This is a genomic window from Streptomyces sp. NPDC001513 (assembly GCF_042894695.1).
Lineage (GTDB): Bacteria > Actinomycetota > Actinomycetes > Streptomycetales > Streptomycetaceae > Streptomyces.
In genome coordinates this window covers 657,715-678,474 of the sequence record NZ_JBIAVU010000001.1, presented here as the reverse complement: position 1 = coordinate 678,474, position 20,760 = coordinate 657,715, and the positions used below count along the sequence as shown (strand labels likewise).

General features: G+C 67.0%; 13 protein-coding genes and 2 pseudogenes. 11 read left to right on the top strand and 4 right to left on the bottom strand.

The features are described from left to right. Nucleotides 1-15: 15 nt before the first annotated feature. Nucleotides 16-867: an acyl-CoA thioesterase gene (locus ACFYZ4_RS03105; protein WP_390782824.1), complete on the top strand. Its 852-nt coding sequence runs from the start codon at nt 16-18 to the stop codon at nt 865-867. A 304-nt stretch (nt 868-1,171) separates the two neighbouring features. After that, nucleotides 1,172-2,206, top strand: a complete 1,035-nt coding sequence (locus ACFYZ4_RS03100) for a helix-turn-helix domain-containing protein (RefSeq protein ID WP_390782823.1) — start codon at nt 1,172-1,174, stop codon at nt 2,204-2,206. A gap of 351 nt (nt 2,207-2,557) precedes the next feature. On the opposite strand, the pseudogene ACFYZ4_RS03095 reads toward ACFYZ4_RS03100, so the two are convergent. Further along, nucleotides 2,558-3,370: pseudogene (locus tag ACFYZ4_RS03095) on the bottom strand (glycoside hydrolase family 16 protein); the annotation flags it as partial. A 500-nt stretch (nt 3,371-3,870) separates the two neighbouring features. On the opposite strand from ACFYZ4_RS03095, the pseudogene ACFYZ4_RS03090 reads away from it, so the two are divergent. Continuing rightward, a pseudogene (locus ACFYZ4_RS03090) lies at nt 3,871-4,327 on the top strand (molybdate ABC transporter permease subunit); the annotation flags it as partial. 76 nt (nt 4,328-4,403) lie between these two features. Here the strand turns inward: ACFYZ4_RS03090 and ACFYZ4_RS03085 are convergent. Both ACFYZ4_RS03085 and ACFYZ4_RS03080 read right to left on the bottom strand, forming a co-directional pair. Then, on the bottom strand, nt 4,404-5,954 hold the full coding sequence (locus tag ACFYZ4_RS03085) for a DUF4157 domain-containing protein (protein WP_390782822.1): 1,551 nt from the start codon (nt 5,952-5,954) through the stop codon (nt 4,404-4,406). A 280-nt stretch (nt 5,955-6,234) separates the two neighbouring features. Continuing rightward, complete coding sequence (locus tag ACFYZ4_RS03080; protein WP_390782914.1) at nt 6,235-8,049, bottom strand: DUF4157 domain-containing protein; 1,815 nt, start codon at nt 8,047-8,049, stop codon at nt 6,235-6,237. Nucleotides 8,050-8,300: 251 nt separating this feature from the next. Between ACFYZ4_RS03080 and ACFYZ4_RS03075 the strand changes: the two genes are divergently transcribed. Together ACFYZ4_RS03075 and ACFYZ4_RS03070 are read left to right on the top strand one after the other, a co-directional pair. Further along, the gene (locus tag ACFYZ4_RS03075; protein WP_390782821.1) at nt 8,301-11,912 is read left to right on the top strand and encodes a hypothetical protein; all 3,612 of its coding nucleotides are present in this window, start codon (nt 8,301-8,303) and stop codon (nt 11,910-11,912) included. A 2-nt stretch (nt 11,913-11,914) separates the two neighbouring features. Next, nucleotides 11,915-12,184, top strand: coding sequence for a hypothetical protein (locus ACFYZ4_RS03070; protein ID WP_390782820.1), 270 nt, complete (start codon nt 11,915-11,917; stop codon nt 12,182-12,184). A gap of 13 nt (nt 12,185-12,197) precedes the next feature. Here the strand turns inward: ACFYZ4_RS03070 and ACFYZ4_RS03065 are convergent, their stop codons facing one another. Then, entirely contained in the window at nt 12,198-12,644 is a 447-nt protein-coding gene (locus ACFYZ4_RS03065; protein ID WP_384345168.1) for a hypothetical protein, read from the bottom strand. Nucleotides 12,645-12,850: 206 nt separating this feature from the next. On the opposite strand from ACFYZ4_RS03065, the gene ACFYZ4_RS03060 reads away from it, so the two are divergent. The 6 genes from ACFYZ4_RS03060 to ACFYZ4_RS03035 all read left to right on the top strand — a co-directional run bounded on the left by ACFYZ4_RS03060 (nt 12,851) and on the right by ACFYZ4_RS03035 (nt 20,739). Next, nucleotides 12,851-14,383, top strand: coding sequence for a phage tail sheath subtilisin-like domain-containing protein (locus ACFYZ4_RS03060; RefSeq protein ID WP_351289775.1), 1,533 nt, complete (start codon nt 12,851-12,853; stop codon nt 14,381-14,383). A gap of 22 nt (nt 14,384-14,405) precedes the next feature. Continuing rightward, nucleotides 14,406-14,927 (top strand): phage tail protein, encoded by a 522-nt coding sequence (locus ACFYZ4_RS03055; RefSeq protein ID WP_030320007.1) that lies wholly within the window; start codon nt 14,406-14,408, stop codon nt 14,925-14,927. A 37-nt stretch (nt 14,928-14,964) separates the two neighbouring features. Then, the gene (locus ACFYZ4_RS03050) at nt 14,965-15,687 is read left to right on the top strand and encodes a hypothetical protein (protein ID WP_390782819.1); all 723 of its coding nucleotides are present in this window, start codon (nt 14,965-14,967) and stop codon (nt 15,685-15,687) included. Between the two features lie 1,592 nt (nt 15,688-17,279). After that, nucleotides 17,280-17,609 (top strand): hypothetical protein, encoded by a 330-nt coding sequence (locus ACFYZ4_RS03045; RefSeq protein ID WP_351289771.1) that lies wholly within the window; start codon nt 17,280-17,282, stop codon nt 17,607-17,609. Next, a complete protein-coding gene (locus tag ACFYZ4_RS03040) occupies nt 17,606-18,847 on the top strand; it encodes a DUF4255 domain-containing protein (RefSeq protein WP_390782818.1) in 1,242 nt (413 codons plus the stop codon). Before ACFYZ4_RS03045 ends, ACFYZ4_RS03040 begins: the two co-directional genes overlap by 4 nt. Further along, nucleotides 18,844-20,739 (top strand): ATP-binding protein, encoded by a 1,896-nt coding sequence (locus ACFYZ4_RS03035; RefSeq protein ID WP_390782817.1) that lies wholly within the window; start codon nt 18,844-18,846, stop codon nt 20,737-20,739. The genes ACFYZ4_RS03040 and ACFYZ4_RS03035 overlap by 4 nt, the downstream gene beginning before the upstream one ends. The last annotated feature ends 21 nt before the right edge of the window (nt 20,740-20,760 follow it).

Genomic DNA, 20,760 nt, shown 5'->3' with positions numbered 1-20,760 from the left:
ACGGATGGGTCATGCATGAACCTTCCTGAAAATCAGAGTGCCGGCGTCCAGGTCGACGTCCGGGTGCGACAGGCTGATCTCGGCCGAGATGGCTCGACCAGTACGATCGGCACGGCCCGCTGGCTGGAAGACGCCCGGATTCGGCTGCGGCTGCACCGCTTCGAACGCCTCGTCGGCGAGGGGAGGTTCGGCCCGTTCCGGATACTGCTCGTGGGCCAAGGGGTCAGCCGGCTCGCTCCGGCCGGACCGGTCGGTACCCGCGTGCAGGTGCACACCGGCGTTCGCCGGGTCGGGCGCTCCTCCGTCACCTTCGGACAGGAGGTCATGGTCGGCGACAAGCGTGTGGGCAGTGGCGACGCGACGGTCGTGCTGGCCGACAAGTCGGGGCCGCTCCGGCTTCCGGACGAGCTGATCGCCGATCTCGACGTGATGCGGCTACCGGAGACAGGGCTGGCAGGAAGGCCGGCGGATCCCCGTCTGCGCCCAGAGCGCCTGCGCCGTGCCCACTACTCGTACTGGGCCCCGCTGCGTTCCCGGATCGGTGACGTCGATTCCAACCAGCATGTCAACTTCATCGCACTGGCAACTTGGTACGACGAGGCCGTCGCCGCATTCACCTTGGACTCGATCGGGACGGCTGCGGGGCGCTCGGTACCGGATCTGCCGCCCTGGTCGTCCCAGATCCAGTATCTCGGTGAGGTGACCTACCCGGGCACCTACGAGATCGCGCTCACGGTCCGTTCCGTCGACACCGGGTCTGTGCACTACGAACTCGGTGTCTTCCGAGGCAGCACCTGCCTGGGCGTGGCCGACGCCATCGGCCCGCACGGCGAACTGCGCGCCGGCCGCGAGGCGAGCCTGGCCTGATGCCGTACCCGCCACAACGGCCCACCTCGGCACCGCTCTGAGCGTCGCATTCCTCACCACACGACCATGACCAACGATCGCGCGCTCGATGTCTCAGCGCCAACCCATGCACGAGCTCACGACGGAAGATGGAGCGCGAGCGCGACCCCTGACGTTCAGGCTGCGAGAAGCCTGAACGTCAGGGGTCGCGTCTTTCGTTGTAGGAAGATTGGCACGGTGTCCACATGAGTCATGGCGGCGTCCCGCGGAACACGATCACCACGGGACGGCGTTGGAGCAATGAATACGAGAGGATCGGCGAGGGATGCACGGCACTGGAGCGGAGGTCGACGGCGCGCGCGGGGTGTTCGCAGTGGACTCGACCGCCCCCGGCTCCGCACCGCGGGGACTCGACGCTTTCCGGCGCGGGTGGGAGACGCAGGTCGGCGACGATGTCTTCCAACTGCCGGCCTTCAGCCCGGACACGATCGGTGACTTCCGGGTCAAGGGCAAGGTGGCCAAGGTGCACGGCGCGGCGATCGCCGATCTTCACGCCGCGTCGGCCACCCGGACCGCGGACGTCCCGGGCGGCGATCAGGATCTGGTTGCCATGTACGTCGTGCGGAGCGGCGCATGGACTCTGGGCGGCCCGCCCGGTTACGGCGACCAGACCGTGTCGGCCGGGCAGTTCCTCGTGCGGCACCTCGGGCGCCTGACGGCCTTCGAGACGTCGGCGCACCTCACGGCGAAGTTCCTCGTCCTGCCCCCCGGCGAGCTCAGACCCCTGCTCGGGACCCGGGTCATCACCGGGCCGGCGGACTCGGCCGAGATGCGCTTGCTGACGGCCCTTACCGACATGATTCACGCAACCGTGGCCGACCTCGGCCCGGCCGGTCTGGTAGCTGCCCAAGGCACCCTGATCGAGCTGACCAAGGCGGTGGCGAAGGGCCGGTTCGACGACGCGGAACCCCGGCTGGCTCCCGCGCTCACCCAGGCAGCCAAGGACCTCGCGGACCGTCGGCTCGCCGATCCCGAACTGTCTCCGGCGATGCTTGCGCGTGAACTCAACGTCTCCGTCCGTACGCTGCACCGGGCATTCGCCGCGGTGGGTGAGCAGGTGACCACCTACATCCGCCACCGTCGACTGCATGAGGCCCGGCTCGCCCTTGGCTCGCCGCCAGGGCGCCTGAGTATCTCGGAACTCGCCGCACACTGGCAGTTCGCGGACGGCAGTCACTTCACCCGGGCCTTCAAGAAGCACTACGGCCAGACTCCCACCGAGTACGCCCGCTCGACCGCTGCAGCCTCGCTCTCGCCGAACCGGCACCCGCCGGGCCACGGGCCGGCCGAAAGCGCGTGACCGGAGGCATGGCCGCAGTTCAGCGGATCCCGCCGACTCGTGTCCCAAGCGAGGTAGTGCCGAGCAGCCCCCATCTGCACTGAGCGTCACGATGGTTCGGTACGCCATCGGCAGGGAACTGGACCGCGTATGGTCCGGATCTTGGTAAGGGGCAGCGACGCGGTGGGGTAGAGCCCGGTCGCGTGGCGCACGGGAGTGCCGGCACCGTAAGGCCTGCTGGACGGCCGTGGACTGGCGGCGCGGCGGAAGTTCCTGCTGCACTCCGCCCGATAGCGGAGTCTCCGGGACTTCCGCACGTCCTTTCCTTCCTGCCCGTGGCCGTTGAGGCCTTTCGTGTCGCTGCTGAGGCAGTCAGGAGGTCGCAGGGACGTCGTCGATGTAGCTGGTTCCGGCAGTGCGGTAGTCGGCTACCTTCGCGGCGATCTGAGACGGAAGGAGGACCTGGTCCTTGACGTGGAGGACGTAGTCGACCTGCTGGTTGTAGGTGCGTGGTGTGAGGGAGGCCGAACTGCTCAGATCGATCAGCCACTGATTGAAGCTGATCGTCATCGGACGCTCAGGGAGATAGGCGGCGTCGTGTGTGCCGAAGAGGTGCCCGTCGATGTAGTAGGCGATTGCGGTGTCGTCGATGGTCAGGACCAGCTCGCGCCAACCGGCATAGCTTTGTGGACTCTTGGTCTGATAGTTGTCGACTCGCCATGGGTCGAGCTGGTAGGTCTCCCAAGAGGTGGTGTAGAGGACGTTGGCGGGCTCGCCCCAGCCGCCATTGGGCAGATACTCGAAGTCGTACTCGGCGTAGTCGTCGGCCATCGGGGCCGTGAGGTCGTTGATGATGAAGAAGGCCTGTACGAGATGATCCCCGTCGGGTCCGGACGTTGGGGTGTCGGCGAATCTGACCCGGGCGGCGTACGTGCCGTTCCGGAACTTCCGGGCCTTGGTGAAGACTTGAGTATGACGGGTGGACTGAGCCGTGCCAGCGGTGGAGGTCTCCAGGTTCATCACGGTGGTGTTGTCCTCGATGAGGAAGGTGACCTTGGTGGGGTCCCAGGTAGCGCCGGGTATGCCGGGACCGCCGGAGCCGGCGCGGATCCTCCAGCCATGGGCCGCGAGCGCCGGGTCCGTGGGCGAGGTGTAGGAGAAGTCGTCGAACAGGGTTTGGCCGCCACTGGCAAGGCCGTGCCCTTTGATCGGAGCGTGGCCATCGCGCAGGTTGTCAGTGCGAGCGGCGGCCCCACTCGCAGCGGTGCGTCCCGGAACGGACGGGCCGTTGAGGCGGTGGCTCATCTGGCGGGTTCCCTTCGTTCACTCCCGGATCGCGTGGGAAGGGCTGGGGGAGGGCGCGCCGTGCTCGGGGACGGGCACAAGCCTGGCCTTGGGGCCTCGGGGCTCTCCCAGCCCAGAAGGAGCGGGGCCGACGGCGTGAGTCTTCCGCGCCGCTCGTTCGGGGCTTCACCGAATGCTCGGATCCCCTTCCAGAGATGTACGACGAACTTCGTGCGATCAACCTTTTCGGGTTCGAAACGTACGAACACACTGTCCTCCTTGCATACATTGTCGATCCCGCCCGCGAGGCATGCCAGCTCGCCCGCAGCTGCCCAACGCCGAACGCGTGGCTCACCGAAGACGGTCTTCGAGGGTGCAGGAGGTGCGCTCTTGGCCCTGGCGGCCACCTCGCCCACACCCATCCCGCCGAACTCTCCGGCGGCCAGGCCCCGCGTGTCGTCCTGCCCCGCTCTCCCTCGCTGCCCGGCGGCACCTGCACCACATCGAGGAACCCCTGGCCGCCAAGACCTCGTAGAGGCGATCTCGCTCGCCCGCAGGGGCCTGGTCCTGGCCGGCGGCCGTACCCTCCAGGACGGCCCACCGGCCGAGGCCACCCCCACTCCTCCTCGCCGTGGTGGCCTGCACGGTCAACCGCAATGCCTGGCCCTGTACCGCTCTCGCTGAAGGCCTCCACCTCGAAGGCGGTGGCATGCCCAACGCTGCCGACCCGCTCCCCGAGGGCGCCGCCGCGCTCGCGATCCCGTCCCGGAGTCGGTGTCACTGCACCGCGCACAGCCCCCTGGAAGTACCCTCGTCGTCTGGCCCGGCGCCGTGCGTGAGATCACCGCCGTTGGCACATGAGCAGCCGCTCCAGCGTTCCGGAACATGAGGAGCACTCACGCATGTTCCGGCCCGACGTGCTGCACTGCCCTGGCTACGGTCCGCGGAGCAGGAGCTCCACCTCAAGCTCTGCCTCGGCCGTGATCTCGGCCTCTGTCATGAGTGCATCCGTCGCCAGCATCTTGGCGTCGTTCTCCGCGACCAGCTCGGCAATGCGCACGACCAGCTGTTCGGCTTCCGGTGCCTTCTCCGGTGTGAGGAGCTGGGGTGCCACGAAAGCCGCAATCGCCGCGACGGCCAGAACGCCGATGGCGATCTTCGCCTTTCGACCGGCCGGCTCTATCCCCTCCTTCCAGATCAGGTAGCGTCGCTGCGCCAGCAGGAACTCTCGACGGCCCCGGACCAGGCTCTCGGTGGCGCGGCGGACGTCCCCGGTCCGTACTGATGAGTCCACGGCCGCGAGTGAGGCGAAGGCGTTGAGCCAGAGGGTCTCGGGAGGGACGGGCCCGTTGAAGAGCTGGTTGGTCCAGTAGCCCGCGAAGCCGGCAACCGACGGCCGGTCGATCAGCTCGGCTTGGACCTTATGCTCGCCGGAGTAGTGATCGAGCTGACGTCGCAACTTCTGCGCGCCCTCGGCCAGCGCGGCCAACGCTTTGGCCTTCTCCGGGGTAGGGGCATTCTCCTTCTTCCGCTCCTCGCCGCTGCGGCGGTAGACCTGATAGAGAACCAGACCCTCTTCTCCCACCGGGTGTTCGGTCGCGGCGGTGCAGATCTTGCAGTCGGGGTTGCCCTCCAGCGGCCCCAGTATGTGAGGCGGGAACCACGTGGCGTGCACCCGGTTCCAAGGCCGTCCTCCGTGCTTGACCCGGAGCGCCTCGGCCAGCCGGTACTCGTCCCGGAGCTGCTCCTGCCCCTCGTTCGCGTAGCCGACGGTTTTGATCTCGTAGATCGTGTGGGCAGTGAAGTCCATGATGTCGGGCGCCCGTTGGCGCCTCAATCCGCGGAGCTCACCCAGGAACTCTTGGGCGAACCTGGCGTCCTGCGCGTCCTTCGGGAGCGTGATCCCGTATTCAGGGTTCCCGCCGTAGAGAAAGTCGGAGCCGACCAGGATCTGCTCCTTGGGCCCCGCGTGCGTGGCCCGATAGTTCCTTTCGAGAAGCCGGTTCGCCGGGCCGTAGATCGTACGTGGTGCCGCACTTTCCGGCTGCCACTCCGGGGGTGCCGGGCACGGCTCCTCGGGGTGGAGCTGGACCGTCCCGGCTGCGGGCGCGTATCGGATCTCAGGTGGTGGTCGACCCGGGTACGCAGGGCCTGCGGCCAGGTCGGCGAGCCGGTCAGCCTCCCGCTCGGTTGCGGCGTCTGGGCTTCCCACCGACCATGGCGGCGCGGTGCTGCCGCGCTGCTGACGCACATGGGCGAGCTCGTGGGCGAGGAGCCGACGGCCCGATGCGGTGCCGGGAGCGTAACGTCCCGGCGCGAAGACGATCGTGGTGCCGGTCGTGTACGCGGCCGCGCCCAGCGCGGCCGTAGAGACAGGGTCGCTGTGAACCCGGATGTCGCCGAAGTCATGTCCGAAGTGGCTGTCTGCCCAGGTCCGGGTCACCGGGTCCAGCGCTGCGCCGCTCGACTCGGCGGCATGCGCCACGGTTCGAGCCACGAAGTCGCCGGATCGTGGGACTTCGCTCGTTCCGTGCTGCCGTGCGGCGGGGCTCAACGCGGCAGGTAGCTGGTGCGATCGCACCCCTCTATCGTCCCGCTAGTCCCGGGCAGTGGCAACGGCACCAGCAACACCTTGGGCCTGCGACGTTCATGGCCTAGGCCAGGGTGGGTGCGAGGCCGGCCGGCACGTCGACGGCCTCGTGTACGTACCCGCGCTCAGGGGGCCACCACCCAGCCTCGCCGCCAGGTTGGAATGGGCTCACTGTTCACGCCTTCCTGAGGACGTTGCGCCTTTCGAGCTCTTTGATGATCAGTAGGTAGTTCTCTCTGATGAGAGAGACCGTGGCGTCGATCAGCGCTGCCGACTTCGGATCCGTACCGCTCGTCACCTTGTCCTTCACTATCGTCTCGCCGTGAGTCGTGACGTGCGGCACATGATCCCAGACGCTTCTGTAGAGGTCGGCGAGTGCAACTCCTTGTGATTTGAATGCGCTGAGCACATTGAGTTGCGATTGGGCGACTGCTTTGCGGGCCACCCGCATACTGTCCGAGTTGAGCGACGTGTCCCCGGACAGATTCCACTTGTCGCCCACATTGTTCTCCACCGGAACGCCGTCCTGAAGTGTGTTCAGCCTGTCGTGGACGCCCTTGACCACCGCATTTGATAGGAGGTCCGGCTCCCTCTCGTGGATCCCTTGCAGCAGGGTCGAAAATCGACCCGCCGAGTCAATGTCGGGCCGGAATACATACCCTTTCCATTCGACCGTCTCGTACGCGGAGAAAGCAGTCTTGACGGCGCCGACGAACGACTTGGAAGCCACGGCGTCGAAGAAGGCCACCGACTGGGCAGTGAATTTCTTGTCTGCTTTCACCGTGATGTTGCGTTTGAATGCTTCCATGACGTCCCGCTTGTTGATGAGGTGTCCGGCAGCGAAGGCATCGGTGAGGAAGTGGTCGGCAAACGCGTTGATCGCCAGTGCCTTCTCCTTGTTTCCCTTCCGGGACTCGGTGATGGCTTCGGCGTGGTGCCTCTCCCAAGAGGACTTGTGGTCCCCCGGTGAGCCGGCGGCTGGGGCGAAGGCGGGGTTCGAGGGGGAGAAATGAGATTCATTCCTGAGTGCCAGACTCGTGTATCTTCCGCTGGTCACCGCATCCCACTCTGCAGTCTTCACGGAACCCGCGGGGCTCGCCTTGTCCTTTTTGATGAGACGGGACAGCTCCTGGAGCGTGGCGTCCGGTGCAGTGAGCATCTGTGCGGGGTCTGCGAAGAAGTCACCCATCGCGATGCCCTCACCGTAGTCAAGATGGACACCTCCCACGACGATGGTCAACTCATTACGGCTCAAGGCGTCTTTGATCGCCTCGTTGACTACCGGAGGGATCAAGATCGTCTCTCCGGCGTTGAAGCCCTGAACCGTCTTTCCGTCTCTCTTGGCCGACTTCCAGGTCCTGATCTGTGCCGCGTTGGCCGACCGGAGTTCCGCCTCGGAGATCCCGTACCGCGCCGCGATGGAGGCGGGCGTTTCACCGCGTTTGACCTTGTGGGCGAGGGCGCGTTTGCTGACGAGTCTCTTCAGTTCCTCGCGCGCCTCACCGAACTTGGCGTGCTCTCCCGCCTCGTATCTCTGGAGTACGGGCGCGGATCCCGTTCGAACCCGCGGTGGCCCTGTGGCAGATCCATCACGCAGAGCCTCGGACATCGCCGCCGCCTCGACCTCGGCATCCCGCCCCGCTGCACCTGCCGCGCTGGCGAGTCCGTCGCCATGTGAAGGGACGGAGGCAGCCTGCTGAATCACATGAGTCAACTCGTGACCGAGCAGAAGTCGACCTTGATCGGTTCCCGGCGCGTACTCTCCTGCTGCAAACGCGATATCGCGGCCCACCGTGAATGCGGGAGCACCGATCGCCCGTGCCGAAATCGCTGCAGACTCGTCCGTGTGAATGCGGACATGGCTCAAGTCGTGACCGAGGTGCGCCTCCATGTCCCCTCGGACATCCGGACCGATAGGACGGCCTGGGCCGGACACTCCTCGACTGGCGTGCGAAAGTCCAACATCGTTCCGGTGTGGGCTCCGGTCCATGAGAGGCGTCCTTGTCGACGTACTCGACGCCGCGTGAAGAACTGCTCGCTCGGCCATCGCTGTCACTCCCCGGGCTCAAACGCCTCCCAGTGCTGATCCCTACGATACGAGCAGAGCGTTGGGGACCGCGACGCGGGGCGGTCAACCGTAAGGGGATCCGTGTTCTGGCGGAGGTTTCATCGGGAGGTTTCATTCACTGTAGGTACCACCACTGTTTACGGAGGCGACCGCCAGACCGCCGGCGTATCCTTGTGAACAGCAGGCGAAACGCCACGCTGCCCCTTGGGCTGGAACAACAGGAGCGGGCGGTTTGGCAACGGCGCGCACTCGGCGCTGACCGTGCGCGCCTCCTCCTGACGAACCCGCTTGAAGGACGCGAGAATGACGTCCTCAAACCCCGGTTCGACGCGACGAGCGACGTAGCGGTGAATGACATGGCACTAGAGCGTATCCGGTATCAAGCTGCCGGAAATTTCTCCTATCAAGCCCAGAACTACGCGGATGTTGAAGGCTATCTGCTCCCTCTCGGGCGAGTGCGGGATTCCGCTTTGCATAGCTGGGGGGTGGCCAGCGGTTTGCGGGTGACTGCGACTGCAGGGAGCGCCGGGGTGAAGGTCTCCACCGGTTCAGCGTTGGATGCAGCGGGTCGCGTGATCGTGCTGGCCGACGGGGGGCGGGCGGTGGTGGATCAGGACGTGGCAGACCGAACTGTCAAGGTGTCAGCAGACGGCCTCACGCTGGACACTGGGGGGCTGACGCTGCCTGGTGATCAGGTGCTGACGTTGACCTGGCAGGAGGTCATGGGCATTTTCGATGCGATGGGAGGTTCGCAGCAGCAGGGTTGGCTCCTGGCGCCGTGGCTCCGCCTGTTGCCGTTGAGCGGATTCGAGGACACAGGGCAGCAAGTGGTACTGGCGCAGCTGACGTTCGGCTCCGGGGGCAAGGTGAAGACCCTGTCTCCAGGACTCCGCCGGGCGGTGGGGGTTCCTGTGGAACGGCTCGAGTTCCGCCACCCTTCGGGGTCGAACAGTGCGACGTTGAAAGTCGAAGACGCCCCGGCTGCTGATCTCCGTGCGCGGGCCGACGGGGGTCTGGACGTGAATGTCCCTTCGGCCGACGGGACCGGGGCTCCTGCTCTCTCGGTGGAGGGCGGCACCGGGACGCTCAAGGTGCAGAGTGGGCTGCAGATCGAGGGGGGATCGTGGGACAAGCACGGTTTGCGCCTCACCTCGTCAAGCTCCGGAAACGGGTCAGGGCTGCGACTGGAGAGCTCGGCGTCGGATGCCCGGAGCTACGTCACATACGCAGGTTCTGACGGTCGTTGGCACTTCGCGGACAGGAACGCCGACCGCGACCGATTGTTGATCGACGCCACGGGCAACGTGGCCATCGGCTCGGCCTCGCCTCGGTGTGCTTTGCATGTGGAGGGCACTGAGGTGCACAGTGGTGGAGCTTCTGGGGGTTTCTCCTTCGCTGACCGGACGGCTTCTTCGGGGGCTTTCGTTGAGAGTCCGACTGCGGGTGAGCGGTGGAGGTGGTATGCGCAGGGTGGGCAGGCGCGGTTGTGGTCCGGCACTGACCAGATCTCTGTTGGGAAGGGCGGTGATGGGGACGCTCTCGACGTTCCGCGTCGCATGCGCGTGCGGCAGGGCAACGACAGCTCTGCGGGTATTTGGTTCCGCCAGGCGTCCGCGAATACCGACCGCGCCTTCGTCGGCATGGAGACCGACTCCACCGTGGGCCTTTACGGCAACGGGGGCGCCGGCTGGGGAATGGTGATGGACACCGCCAGCGGCAACGTCAGACTTGGCAAGGCTGCCGCGTTCACGGCTCAGCGGGCCCTGCATGTGGAGGGCACCGAGGTGCACAGTGGTGGAGCTTCTGGGGGTTTCTCCTTCGCCGACAGGTCGGCTTCTTCGGGGGCTTTCGTTGAGAACCCGACCGGGGGTGAGCGGTGGAGGTGGTATGCGCAGGGTGGGCAGGCGCGGTTGTGGTCCGGCACTGACCAGATCTCTGTTGGGAAGGGCGGTGATGGGGACGCTCTCGACGTTCCACGTCGCATGCGCGTGCGCCAGGGCGGCGACCCTTCCGCGGGTATTTGGTTCCGCCAGGCGTCCGTAAATACCGACCGCGCCTTCGTCGGCATGGAGACCGACTCCACCGTGGGCCTTTACGGCAACGGGGGCGCCGGCTGGGGAATGGTGATGGACACCGCCAGCGGCAACGTCAGACTTGGCAAGGCTGCCGCGTTCACGGCTCAGCGGGCCCTGCATGTGGAGGGCACCGAGGTGCACAGTGGTGGAGCTTCTGGGGGTTTCTCCTTCGCCGACAGGTCGGCTTCTTCGGGGGCTTTCGTTGAGAACCCGACCGGGGGTGAGCGGTGGAGGTGGTATGCGCAGGGTGGGCAGGCGCGGTTGTGGTCCGGCACTGACCAGATCTCCGTCGGCAAGGGCGGCAACGGGGACGCTCTCGACGTTCCACGTCGCATGCGCGTGCGCCAGGGCGGCGACCCTTCCGCGGGTATTTGGTTCCGCCAGGCGTCCGTAAATACCGACCGCGCCTTCGTCGGCATGGAAAGCGACTCCACCGTGGGGCTCTACGGTACCGGGGGCGCCGGCTGGGGACTGGTGATGGACACGGTCACCGGCAACGTCAGGCTTGGCAAAGCCCTTTCCCTCTCGCCCCGGTGTGCTTTGCATGTGGAGGGCACTGAGGTGCACAGTGGTGGAGCTTCTGGGGGTTTCTCCTTCGCTGACCGGACGGCTTCTTCGGGGGCTTTCGTTGAGAGTCCGACTGCGGGTGAGCGGTGGAGGTGGTATGCGCAGGGTGGGCAGGCGCGGTTGTGGTCCGGCACTGACCAGATCTCTGTTGGGAAGGGCGGTGATGGGGACGCTCTCGACGTTCCGCGTCGCATGCGCGTGCGGCAGGGCAACGACAGCTCTGCGGGTATTTGGTTCCGCCAGGCGTCCGCGAATACCGACCGCGCCTTCGTCGGCATGGAGACCGACTCCACCGTGGGGCTCTACGGTACCGGGGGCGCCGGCTGGGGAATGGTGATGAACACCGTCAACGGCAAAGTCGGGATGGGGACGACCAATCCGCAGAATGGGCGACTTGACGTCCGAGTGGGTCAGGGCGGCACGGCGGTGGCGGCGGTGGGGAAAGTGGACGTCGAGGGGTACCCAGGGTACCCGTCTATCGACGTGCGCGGACAGATAGAGATCGAGGCGAGGTCGGGCTACGCGGGCCTGACTATCGAGCAGAAGCAGGCCTACAACGCCGCAGACATCCACGGCACACTGCAAGTAACGGGTTACGAGGGCTATAGTGCGATATACGTCGATGGTAACGTCCGCGTGATCGGAACGATCACCGGCAGAGCTCAGATGGTTACGATCGACCACCCTGAGGACCCGGCCAACAGATACCTGTCGCATACGGCCGTGACGTCCCCCGAGATGACGACGTTCTACAACGGTACGATCGTCACGGACGACCAAGGTGAGGCGACGGTAGAGCTTCCCGGCTATTTCGAGAAGCTCAACGGCGATCGTCGCCAGGACGGCGAATTCCGCTATCAGCTCACACCGGTCGGTTGCTTGGCGGTCGCAATAGTGGTCGATGAGATCGAGGACAATCGGTTCACCATCCGGACCGACAAACCCAACGTCAAAGTCTCGTGGCAGGTGACTGGCATCCGCCAGGACGCGTGGGCCAATGCCAACCGCATGGCGGCCGAATTGGACAAGCCGGAGGGGGAGCGAGGGCTCCGCCGTAGTGCCGAGGCGCCGGCGCAACCGAAGGGCGACGCTACTCCGCAGGAACCTGAATCGAACATCTCCTCACCCGGAACGGAGCGGTAATCATGCGGGATCAACTCGAGTCACGCCTCGCCGAGCTCCAGAAGGAGTACCAGCTTGGTGAAGGACAGCTGAGAAAGCTGGTCGAGCAGGAGGCGGGGCTGCGCGAGACTCTGCTGCGCATAAGCGGAGCGATTCAGATGCTGCAGGAGCTGCTGTCGAGCGACCAGGAGAACAAGGACGGCAGCGGCTCGCACACCGCCGACAGGCCGAACGGCGCGACGAAGGGGCCGCAGACCGAGACCGTGCCTGAGGTCGTGACGGTCCCGTCGTAGTTCGCCCGCTCCGTCAGTACCGCTCGCTCGACCGCTCGCTCGACCGTTCCGTCTCAGCCTTGTCGGGAAGGTCGAGGCAGGCCAGGATGTCGACGGTCACGGGTTCGCTGCCGTGATTCGTGACGCCGAGGGATCTGGGCGTACCAATGCTCTGCAAGACCTCGGCTCCGCTGATCAGCAGCACCGTTCGCACCTTGAGTTGAAGGGGCTGAGGAGTGACGCCCTGGGCGGCCGGAGCGGGAGTGTCCGGAGCGGGAGCGTCCGGATTGGGCTGGAGCGACACATCGGCAGCGTTGCCCGACTCTGTGGTGGCCCTGACAGCCAGCAGAATCGGAGCCCCACTCTCCGGGGACAGACCCACAGTGCGTTCGCCCCCGGCATCGAGCGTCACGCTGGCGACCGTGTACGACTCAGGGTCGAGGTCCATCGCCAGGGAGAGCACGGGCCCGTCTTCAATCATGACGGACGAGGTCACTGACACATTTACCATTTCAAAGCCTCCAGCTCGGGCCTCGGCTGCGCAGCACCGGGATGGTGAGGCTCGCACCGCGGCATCAACCAGGTGTCACGCCCTCGTCACGGGGCCCGGGCTTGATGCTGCTGTGACGGCTCGGTGATGTGCTGCTGGCACGATCCGCTCGGAGGTCATCGCCGAAGGAGCCATCCATGCCAGAACCCCTTGCCGCCCCAGGTGTCTACATCACAGAGATTCCCAGTGGCATCAGGGCAGTCACCGGAGTCTCCACCTCCGTCACCGCGTTCGTCGGCCGCGCCGCCCGCGGGCCCGTCGGCGAACCAGTGACGATCACCTCCATGGCGCAGTTCGACCGCGTGTTCGGCGGACTGTGGCGGGAGAGCGGTCTGTCTTATGCGGTCCGCGACTTCTATCTCAACGGCGGTGGCACCGCACGGGTGCTGCGCCTCGCCGGGGGAGCCGAATCCGCGCTCCTTGACGTGGACGGCCTCCTTCTCGAGGCATCGGGGCCCGGCATTTGGGGGAACCGGCTGCAGGTCGAGGTCGTCCACCCGCAGTCCGGTAACGCGGAGGAGGTCGCCAGCGGCAGCGCCGACTTCGGCGCGACAGACCTCTTCGAACTGAAGATCCTCGAGGTCCGCGATGACGACAGGGATGCCGCTACCGTCCTCGAAACCTTTCTCAACCTCACCACGGTCGACGGTCCCCGCCGTGTGGACGCGATGCTTCGCAGTTCGCAGTTCGTCCGGGTGAAGCGCATGCCGTCCGCCTCCAAGCGTCCCGCGAAGGGCGTCTACAAGGTGACCGATGCAGGGCTGGGCACAGACGGCGATCAGCTTGACCTGGCGGACTACGCCGGCGAACAGGGCTTGGACGCACTGGTCACGACGGACTTCAACCTCCTTTGCCTGCCACCTTCACGGCCTGATGGCAATCTGCCCGAGGACGTGTGGGCGAAAGCGCTGAGGCTGTGCCAGCAGCGCAGAGCGTTCCTTCTCGTGGACACTCCGGCCGGAACTGCGCCCGCAGACTCCCCTGCTTGGCTGGCGAAGCTCGGCATGTCCGGCCCGATGAACCGCAATGGTGCCGTGTACGTGCCGCGTCTCCGCTCTGCCGACCCTCTGCGCGACGGGGCAATGGGTGATTTCGTGCCGAGCGGAGCGGTCGCCGGCGTCATGGCGCGCACCGACGCGACTCGGGGAGTGTGGAAGGCCCCGGCCGGCGTGGATGCCGGCGTCGTGGGCGCAAGCGGCCTCACGTACCCGATGTCAGAGGGGGAGAGCGAGCAGCTCAATCCGTTGGGGATCAACTGCTTGCGCACGTTCCCGCAGGTCGGGTCGGTGGTGTGGGGTGCTCGCACACTTCGTGGTGCCAACGCACTCGCCGACGAGTACAAGTACGTGCCCGTGCGCAGGCTAGCCCTCTTCGTCGAGGAGAGTCTCGTCCGCGGCACCCAGTGGGTCGTCTTCGAGCCCAACGACGAACGGTTGTGGAGTCAGATCCGCACCTCGTTGGGAGCGTTCATGCAGGACCTGTTCCGACAGGGCGCTTTCCAAGGGCGCACCCCGCGTGAGGCCTATTTCGTCGCGTGCGACTCCGAGACAACCACGCAGTACGACATCGACCGCGGGATTGTCAACATCGTTGTCGGCTTCGCTCCGCTCAAGCCGACCGAGTTCGTTGTCATCGGGATCCAGCAGAAGACCGCCGAAGCAGCGGGATGACTCGTTCACCGGAAGGTGCAGCATGGCCGACTTCACCGTCAATGCGACTCGCTTCGACCCGTACAAGAACTTCAAGTTCCGGGTGAAGTGGGACGGCCGATACGTCGCCGGGATCAGTAAGGTGAGCGCGCTGAAGCGGACCACGGAAGTCGTGAAGCATCGCCACGGTGGTGATCCGAGCAGTAGTCGGAAATCCCCTGGGCGTACCGAGTACGACGCGGTCACGCTGGAGCGGGGCGTCACCCACGATCCGGACTTCGAGCAGTGGGCGAGCAAAGTATGGAGCTGGGGCTCCGGTATGGGTGCCGAGACGTCGCTCAAGGACTTTCGCAAGGACGTCATCATCGAGGTCTACAACGAGGCGGGCCAGTTGGTGCTCGCCTACAAGGTGTACCGCTGCTGGGTGTCGGAGTTCCTTGCGCTGCCCGACCTTGATGCCAACGCCAACGCCGTGGCCATTCAGTCGATCAAGCTGGAGAACGAGGGATGGGAACGCGACACCACGGTGACCGAGCCGACGGAGCCCACTTCCGCCGCACTGTGAGAGAAGGTGCCGACCACAGGCACGATGCAGGGAGGTCATGGTGCGCAGCCTCGCCGATCCGGAACTCCTTCTGAGAGCCTGGGAGCAGGCATCGTCGGCTCCCGCAGCGGCCCGAAGTGCGGTCTTTGTCCATCTCGCCGGCCTCTCACCGGACCTGGACTCCGCCCTCGACCTCGACGTCGGCGCGTGCGCCGCGCTCGCCGCCCATGCTCACGCGGTCGCCTTCGGGCGCGAGGTGGCGGGGGTGGTCGCCTGCCAGTCCTGCGGAGAGCTGATGGACGCGCAGGTCTCCCTGCCTCCCGCAGAGGATCTCACGGTTGTTCCGGCTCCTCGGGAGCAGGATGTCGTGGTGGGCGACTTCACTGTCCGTCCACTGACGACGCGCCACTTGATCGCCGCAACCGCCGAGCCCGACAAGGCGCGTACCGTGCTGCTGTCGTGCTGTGTGCGGCGGTCCGACGGAACTCCCTTCGACCCTTCTTGTCTCACGGCGGAGGAGGAGATGCTTCTGGACGTCACGGCGGAACGGCTCACAGGCCAGGCACTGCTGATGCTGCATATGCAGTGTCCGCAGTGTGATCGACCGGTGCCGGCTGCGCTCGACCCCGGAGCGGTGCTCTGGGACCAGATCGACATGGCAGCCCTCCGTCTGATGGAGGACGTGGCGGTCCTCGCCCGTGCCTTCGGCTGGAGCGAGCCCGACGTACTGGCCATGCCGACGTCGCGCAGGAACGCTTATCTGGAGAGGGCGGAGTCGTGACGGGGTTCTTCGAGCGGATGGCGCAGCGGGCCCTTGGCACGGAGCCACGGCTGGCCCTGCGCCGACGCACGCGGTTCGAGCCATGGGTTCCTACAGTGGAGCACGTGTGGGAGCGTGCCTCCTCCATGTCGGACTCGGGGTCAGCGGACTCTCATGCTGTCGACACGGCGGACGGTGGGCCGTCGGAGGTCGCCATAGACAGGGGCAGCGCACCTGCCCGTGCCCTGCAACTGCCACCCGAGCCGGACATCCAGGCCCACCCCGGCGATCGCGACGTCAGCGTCAGTTCGCCCACCGCCGATCAAGGCACCGAACCGCACACCGCGTCCTCACAGCACCACCGGGGAGCGACCCCGGCGACAGGTGAAAACCCGTTCACCGGGTCTGAGCGTCGCCCGCAGGTGCCAGCCACCACACCAACCTCAGACGCCCCGTCCCACCACCTGCGCCGCGCCAGCGCTGCAGTTCACGACCACGGGGTTGCCTCCCACGACGCCACGCCCCCTCCCGCCGTCGGCGCGCCAGAGGCCGAGCTCGCGTGGAGACCGGAGCCGCCCGCCCAGCTCAGCGCCCTGCCCGCGGACCGCACACGCGTGAGCGGTGGCGTGCCCCCCGGCTCACCGCCTACGGATCCGCAGCACCAGCGATCGCTGTCCGGCGAAGGGCACGACCTCGCGTCCAGTCCCACGCAGCCGAGCGGATCGCACGAACACGGTGCCTTCCCTGCCCTCGAGCAGGCGAATCACACATCCCCATCAGTGGTGCGGGAGGGCATCGACACCGACCCCTCGTCAGCCGTCGACACCGCACCACCAATCGGCCGAACGAACAACGACCACGAAGAGCGAGCGAGAACGGATCCGCCGCCTTCCCTCCAGGCCCCGCCCCGTGATCCCTACACCCTCAGCGCCCATTCCGCCCCACACGGCCCCTCGTACGAGCCGGACGCACCTGAGCCTCAACATCGGCCGCCGACCGACGCCGTACGTGCCTCCGTGGCTGACGAGGCTTTCTCTCGCACGACCGATCGGCTTTCCTTGTCGGCCGGTCCGGGGCAGGGTGTTGAGTTCGGGAGGTCGGTGACCGCAGCGCCGTCCACGGCGCAGCCCACACCGACCGAAGCTCCGCCGAGTCACGTCGGCACCGCGCAGGCACCTGCCGACAGGCCCGGTCCGCCATCCGGCCGCGGCACTGCACCGAGCCGTCCCGGGAGCCCCGTCGGCCCAAGGGCGACAACCGGCAACGAAGCGTCGGCCTCGCCGTCGGTCGCGCCCACCGCACCCGCGCCGCTGTCCGGGGAGGCGAGTACCTTGGTGAAGGGCGGAGCCGTCACCAACCGGGCCATGGAGTCGGCCCAGCTGCCGGCACACTCCGGCGAGGATCCCGTTCGCGCACCGGGAGAGCGGAGGCGTCCACCGCAGACGCCCGATTTCCCCTCTGCGGCTTCGAAGGCAGTGCCCCCCACGGCAGGCACTGCCGGCGTTTCTGCCGGTCAGCCGCCCGACTCCGCCCCACCTGCCCCGTCCCTCGGCCGGAAGCCGGAGAGACCAACGGCGCGCACCGCGGGGGCGGTGAGAACGGTTCCCAGCGCCATGGACCTCGTGCGCGACCATGTGGTGCCGATGCTCGCCGACAGAGGGGTGGTCCCGTCAAGTGATCACATCCAGGTGAGAGCGTCCGACGATCGCGGGCCCACTTCGGCGTCATCCCGGAATCGGGCGACCGTGACGGTGGGGGAGGCCCATACGACGCTCTCCGCCATCGGTGACGGGCCGGAGGACTCCGCACCGGCCGTGCACGTGCACATCGAGCGGATCGAAGTTGTGCGGCATGAGGCTGCACCGCCGAATACGCCCACCCGTCGTCCCCTGCCGCGCGTAGACCTCGACGCCTATCTGACGAGGCGCAGGGAGGACCGGTGAGCAACCACCTGGCCATCGCTGCCGCGACCTCGGCACTGCGCTATGTCCTCGACCGCGCCCTGCAGCCCGTGCGGCTCGGGCCCGTCGGGTACGCCCAGGTGACGACCCTGAGGCCCGATCAGCTCGGCACTCCCGATCTCGTGCAGTCGACGGGTATCAACGTCTTTCTCTACCTCGTGACGCCCAATCCGGCGTGGAACCTCGCGGCCCTGCCGACGCGCGACGACGACGCCGCCTTCCTCAAACGCCCACTGTGCGCCCTTGATCTGCACTACCTCATCACCTGCTACGGCAGAGAAGCAGCGTTGGAGGGGCAACGGCTGCTGGGAAGGGCCCTCACCGCGCTCTCCGTCACCCCCGTACTGAGCTCGGAGGTCGTCGCCGCCGCCGTGGAGGAATACTCCGACTCGGAGGACACCGCCTTCCTCACCGAGTCAGATCTCGCCCATCAGATCGAGCCGGTCAGGCTCTCTCCCACCATTCTGTCCCTGGACGACCTGTCCAAGCTCTGGTCGGTCTTCCCGCAGACCCCGTACCAACTGTCCGTGACCTACTCGGCCGCGGTGGTGCTGCTCGAGTTGCCGGCCGTCCCGAGGGCCGCGCTGCCGGTGCGAGAGCGGGCTTTCAGCCTCGCCACCACGCCCGCTCCTCGGCTGGTTTCCGCCGAAATGGGCGAGCCGGCGGGGGAGGACACCCGTCTGCACCTGCGCGGGGAACACCTCCTGAGCCGGAAGACCCGGGTTCGGCTGGGACCGGTCGGGCTCGAGCCGCTCCCGGGAGCTACTGCCTCGCTGCTCACCGTGGCGGTCGACGGAAGAGTGCCGGCAGGGTTGCACGCAGTCCAGGTCCTCCATATGCCACCGGACGGACCGCCGCCGATCAGAGTCGCCGCAACGTCGAATGCCCTGCCCGTCACGGTGCGACCGACTGTTGCGCGGGTGAACGTAGGTGACTCCGATGTCGTGCTGGACCTGAGCCCCCCTCTGTTCGCCGGACAGCGCGCCACCGTCTCGTTCTCCCGGGACGTGGCGAATGCCGATGCACTACCCGACAAGGTGGACTTCGTGCTGCCGCCGCTCACGGCCGAGACGCCGCCGCAGCCGTCGGTTCGGGTACCTCGCCGGGATGTCCCCGACGGCAAGTGGCTGGTCCGTATCCAGGTGGATGGCGTCGTCAGCCTTCCGGAACTGGTGTGCGGCATCTACGGGTCACCCACGGTCGCACTTCCACCGTCGTGATCGGGACAGGCACCGACACCGGGTGGGAGGAGGCCAACCGTGACCACCTGGTCGCCGAACTCAGGCTCCTCCGGCTGTTCCTGCGACCTGACTCCACCGAGTCCGACCGCCGTGAGGCGGACGAAGCCCTGTCCGCGTCGCGACTCCGCCTCTCCGGCGACAGTGCCCTCGATCAGGTCGCGCGCGGCTTCGGACTGACCCGCTTCGAACGGTCACTCCTGCTGCTCGCCGCCGGGCCCGAGTTCATCCGAGAGGTCGCCGGTGAACTCCTGACGGCCTGTGGTTCGCCACACCTGTCCTTCAGCGCCGCCCTCTGCGTTCTGCCGGAGCCCCACTGGAGCGCGCTGACCCCCTCTGCACCACTGCGGCACTGGGACTTGGTGCGGCTGCTCGACCCGTCGTCGCTGACCCGTAGTCCCTTGGCAGTGGATGAACGCGTACTCCACCACCTTGCGGGCGCCGGCCGACTGGATGCCGAACTGGCCGCGGTGTCGCGGCCTGTGTCGGCCCACCCGCAGTTGCCCGCACCGATGCGGCACGCCGCTGAAGCGATCGCCCAGGCCTTGAGCCGCCGGCAGGCCGTCGTGGTCTCCGGCCCGCAGCGGGCAAACCTCCGCACAGTCACCGCGACGGCAGCCTGCTCCCAAGGCCTGCAGCTGATGTTGGTCGCTGTCGCCGACCTGGCGAGCAGTGCAGGCGAGCGTCAGCGGGCCATGCGATTGATGGAGCGTGAAACAGTCCTGGGCAACTGTGCCTGGGCCGTCGATCTCGAGTACGCCGGGACCGCGGAGTGCGACGCCATCGCCCGTCTGGCATCGGCCTTCGACGCGCCCATCGCCTTGCTCGCCGACGAAGGAACACCTGCTCTCGGGCACGGCCTGACCAGCGTCAGGCTCGAGCGGCTGGCACCGGCCGACCGCCGCGAGTTGTTGCGGTCCGCGCTGGACCGGGCCGGTGCACCCGTGGCGGACGCGGATGGCACAGCGGGGATCTTCGACCTCTCCCTGGACGCTGCGGAGGCCGCAGCGGGAGACGTCGCTTCGGGGGTCTCTCTGTGGCACGCATGCCGAGAGAGGGCACGTCCGTCCTTCTCCGGTCTGGCCAAAGTCCAACGTGCCAGAGCCACTTGGGGAGACTTGGTGCTGCCTCCTGGCCAGGCGGCGCAGTTGCGGGCTCTGGCTGCCTCGATCCGCCACCGCACCACCGTCCTGGACGATTGGGGCTTCGCCGGCCGTTCGGCACGGGGTCTGGGAACGACCGCACTGTTCACCGGTCCGAGCGGGACCGGGAAGACCCTCGCGGCCGAGGTCTTGGCGGGCGATCTGGAACTCGACCTGGTGCACATCGACCTGAGCCAGGTCGTGAACAAGTACATCGGCGAGACCGAGAAGAACCTGAGCAGGGTGTTCGACGCGGCCGAGGACAGCGCTGCCGTGCTCCTCTTCGACGAGGCCGACACCCTGTTCGGCAAGCGCACCGAGGCCCGCGACAGCCACGACCGCTACGCCAACCTTGAGATCGGCTACCTGCTGCAGCGCCTGGAGACGTTCCGCGGGCTGGCGATTCTCACCACGAACGCCCGATCGGCCATGGACCAGGCGTTCACGCGACGGCTCCACACCGTGGTGAACTTCCCGCATCCCGATCCGGCGATGCGAGAAGCGTTGTGGCGCAAGGCATTTCCACCGCACACCCCGGTCGACGGCCTCGACCTGCCCAGCCTGGCGGCCATGGATCTGACAGGCGGCGCCATCGCGGCTGTGGCACTCTCGGCCGCTTACCTCGCTGCCGCAGACAACAGCCCGGTCACGATCGAGCATGTGCGGGCAGCCACACGATGGGAACTGGCCAAATCCGGCAGGTCCCCGGTCGCCGGCGGGGCGTCGGCATGACCTGTGATGTGCGGGGCGCCA